Raw genomic sequence first — 3061 nt, 5'->3', positions numbered from 1 at the left:
CATGGCGGAAGCGTTCGAAGTGCCGGTGATTCCGCACGCGGGGCAGATGCACAACTATCATCTGACCATGGCGTCGCTGGCCTCGCCGATGTCCGAGTTCTTCCCGGTGCACGACGTCGAGATCGGCAACGAGCTCTTTTACTACCTTTTCGAAGGCGATCCGGAACCGGTCGATGGGTTCCTCGACCTGGATGACACGACGCCCGGTCTGGGCCTGGCGCTCAATACACGCCACCTCGATCGCTTCCACATCATCGAGTGACAACGCGCGGCGTCGCCTTGCCGAGGGAAAGCGACGCCGCGACGTAAAACGCCAAGCGCATGACGTGTCATGGCAACCTCTTTTTCGGCGGACTTTCGATAATGAGGGCGTTCGACGGCATCGTGCCGCCATTTAGACGCTCAGGAAGACACCATGAATCGAAACGTCATCCTCACCTGTGCCATCACCGGTGCCGGTGATACGGCCGACAAGCATCCTGATCTGCCCATCACGCCCAAGCAGATCGCCGATAGCGCCATCGAGGCCTCACGCGCCGGGGCGAGCATCGTGCATTTGCACGTGCGCGATCCGGAAACCGGCGGCGTCAGCCATTCCAGCGAGTACTTCCGCGAAGCGGTGGGGCGCATCCGCGAGGCGGATGTCGACGCGGTCATCAATATCACCGCAGGGGGCGGGGGCGATCTCTTCCCCGAGGTGCGCGATGGCGTCATCCATGGCCTGGAGGGTACCGACCTGCAGACGCCGGCGGAGCGCCACGCCCCGGTCGGTGAGCTGTTGCCGGAAATCTGCACTCTGGATTGCGGCAGCCTCAACTTCGGCGACATGGTCTATCTCAATACCGCCGACTGGCTGCGCGAGCATGCCCGGATGGTCAAGGACGCCGGCGTCAAGCCCGAGCTGGAGTGCTTCGACCTGGGCCACGTGTGGTTCGCGCGGCAGTTGATCGAGGAAGGCCTGATCGAGGGCGATCCGCTGTTTCAGCTCTGCCTGGGCATCCCTTGGGGCGCCGAGGCGGACACCGAAACCATGCTCGCGATGCGCAACAAGCTGCCCGCCAACGCTCATTGGTCGGCATTTGGTATTGGCCGTAGCGAGATGCCCATGGTCGCGCAGTCGATGCTGCTCGGTGGCCACGTGCGGGTCGGCCTCGAGGACAATCTCTACCTCAGTCGAGGCGTGTTCGCCACCAATGCCCAACTGGTGGAGCGTGCCGCCACGATTGCCGAAAATCTGGGCGGGCGCGTCCAGACGCCGGCCGAAACCCGCCAGACGCTCGACCTGCGTCAACCGTGAGCGACAAGGAGAGCGTGATGTCTCAACAGACTGCTGAACGAAGCACGGCTAAACAAGGCGTCGCACCGGCACGCGTCGCCGTCATCGGCACCGGCGTGATCGGCAATGGCTGGATCGTGCGAGCGCTGGCGGCGGGCTGCGAGGTCGTCGCCTTCGATCCTGCGCCCGGCGCCGAGGCAACGACGCGTGATTTCGTCGCGCGGGTCTGGGACTCGGTGGCGACGATGGGGCTCGCCGACACGGCGGACCCGGCCAAGCTGCGTTTCGCACCATCGCCCGCCGAAGCCGTCGAGGGCGCCGAGCTGGTCCAGGAGAACGTGCCCGAGCGCCTCGAGATCAAGCATAACGTCCTGTCGGAACTGGATGCGCATGCCCCCGAGGGCGTGGTGATCGGCTCCTCGACGTCCGGCATCAAGCCCAGCGAGCTGCAATCGGCCTGCACGCGCGACCCCGGTCGCGTCATCGTCGCGCATCCCTTCAATCCGGTGTACCTGCTGCCGTTGGTCGAGCTGGTGGGCGGCGAGAATACCGCGCCGGTGGTTACCGAGCGCGCCCGGTCACAGTACGCCGCGCTGGGCATGCGGCCGCTGGTAGTGCGCCGCGAGATCGAGGGGCACGTCGCCGACCGTCTGATGGAAGCGCTGTGGCGCGAGGCGCTGCATCTGGTCAACGACGGCGTCGCCACCACCGAGGAGATCGATGCCGCCGTGGTCTATGGCGCGGGTCTGCGTTGGTCGCTGATGGGCACCTTCCTGACGTTCCACCTGGCCGGTGGCGAGGGTGGCATGCGCCACATGCTGCATCAGTTCGGGCCGGCACTGAAGCTGCCGTGGACCAAGCTCGAAGCGCCGGAACTGACCGAGGAACTGATCGAGAAGGTCGCCGACGGTTGCGAGCATCAGGCCGCCGGGCGCAGTGTCGCCGAACTGGAAACGCGACGTGACGCCTTCCTCACCGAGCTGTTGGCGTTGACCCGCAAGTACTGGCCCGAAGCCGAAGGGCTCGAGGGGCGCATCTGATGAACCAGGCGCCAGAAAGCTCAACGTTCGGCCCTTTGTTTAAAACTCGGGTGGCCGACGCCTGGGTCGACTACAACGGTCACATGAACGATGCCGAGTACGCGCGGGTGTTCTCGCTGGCCGTCGAGGCGCTGATGGAGCGCATCGGCCTCGATGTGGCGGGGCGCGGCGCGCATGGCTACACGCTCTATACCCTGGAAACGCACCTCTGCTACCGGCAGGAAGCGCATCGCGGTGAGGCACTGGCAGTCGAACTGACGCTGCTCGATCATGATGCCAAGCGATTGCATGTGCTGTTCACGCTGACCAACGTCGATGGCGACCCGCTGGCGACCAGCGAGCAGATGCTGATGGGCATAGATGTCGCTAGCGGGAGGCCCGGGCCGTTTCCCGAACCGGTGGCGGCGGTTATCGAGACATTGCCGTCCGTCGGAGATGAGTGGCCAAGCGCCGCCGGGCGGCGTATAGGAATCGTACGTCGCTAACGTTGAATCGCAGGCGGATCATTACGTCCTCCCTCGCTGCAAGAACCCGCCCATGGCCTGCCATGGGCGGGTTCTTGCGTGTTTGCACGTGCCGTCGTGCGCCTCAATCAGTCCTGGCTCTGGATCAGCCCTGGCCGAGTACCTCGACGCGTTGCTGGCGGTGGGCGCGGCGTAGCATGCGTAGCCGCGAGCGGGCTTCGTCACGCTCGAGATAGCAGCCTTGCAGCCAACGCCGGCCGCCCTGGCCGACATCGAAGGCG

The 3061-nt window shown here is 65.2% G+C and carries 4 protein-coding genes and 1 pseudogene; 4 read left to right on the top strand and 1 reads right to left on the bottom strand.

All coding sequences use genetic code 11. The annotated features are described in order from the left end of the window. The 4 genes from OP495_RS16950 to OP495_RS16935 all read left to right on the top strand — a co-directional run. Positions 1–262 (top strand): enolase C-terminal domain-like protein (locus OP495_RS16950; RefSeq protein WP_280570909.1); only part of this gene is annotated, 262 nt, incomplete at its 5' end. Positions 263–415: 153 nt separating this feature from the next. Next, complete coding sequence (locus OP495_RS16945; protein ID WP_280570907.1) at positions 416–1297, top strand: 3-keto-5-aminohexanoate cleavage protein; 882 nt, start codon at positions 416–418, stop codon at positions 1295–1297. Between the two features lie 17 nt (positions 1298–1314). Continuing rightward, complete coding sequence (locus tag OP495_RS16940; RefSeq protein WP_280570905.1) at positions 1315–2316, top strand: 3-hydroxyacyl-CoA dehydrogenase NAD-binding domain-containing protein; 1002 nt, start codon at positions 1315–1317, stop codon at positions 2314–2316. Continuing rightward, on the top strand, positions 2316–2801 hold the full coding sequence (locus OP495_RS16935) for a thioesterase family protein (RefSeq protein WP_280570903.1): 486 nt from the start codon (positions 2316–2318) through the stop codon (positions 2799–2801). The genes OP495_RS16940 and OP495_RS16935 overlap by 1 nt, the downstream gene beginning before the upstream one ends. 124 nt (positions 2802–2925) lie before the next feature. Here the strand turns inward: OP495_RS16935 and OP495_RS16930 are convergent. Next, a pseudogene (locus tag OP495_RS16930) lies at positions 2926–3061 on the bottom strand (taurine catabolism dioxygenase TauD); the annotation flags it as partial.

The organism is Chromohalobacter sp. 296-RDG (assembly GCF_029889885.1).
Lineage (GTDB): Bacteria > Pseudomonadota > Gammaproteobacteria > Pseudomonadales > Halomonadaceae > Chromohalobacter.
Note: the sequence above shows the minus strand (reverse complement) of the source record. Positions and strands in the feature narration are given on the sequence as shown.

Coding starts and splice junctions, on each gene's coding strand:
- OP495_RS16935 (WP_280570903.1), top strand. CDS start 2,316: ATGAACCAGGCGCCAGAAAGCTCAACGTTCGGCCCTTTGTTTAAAACT.
- OP495_RS16940 (WP_280570905.1), top strand. CDS start 1,315: ATGTCTCAACAGACTGCTGAACGAAGCACGGCTAAACAAGGCGTCGCA.
- OP495_RS16945 (WP_280570907.1), top strand. CDS start 416: ATGAATCGAAACGTCATCCTCACCTGTGCCATCACCGGTGCCGGTGAT.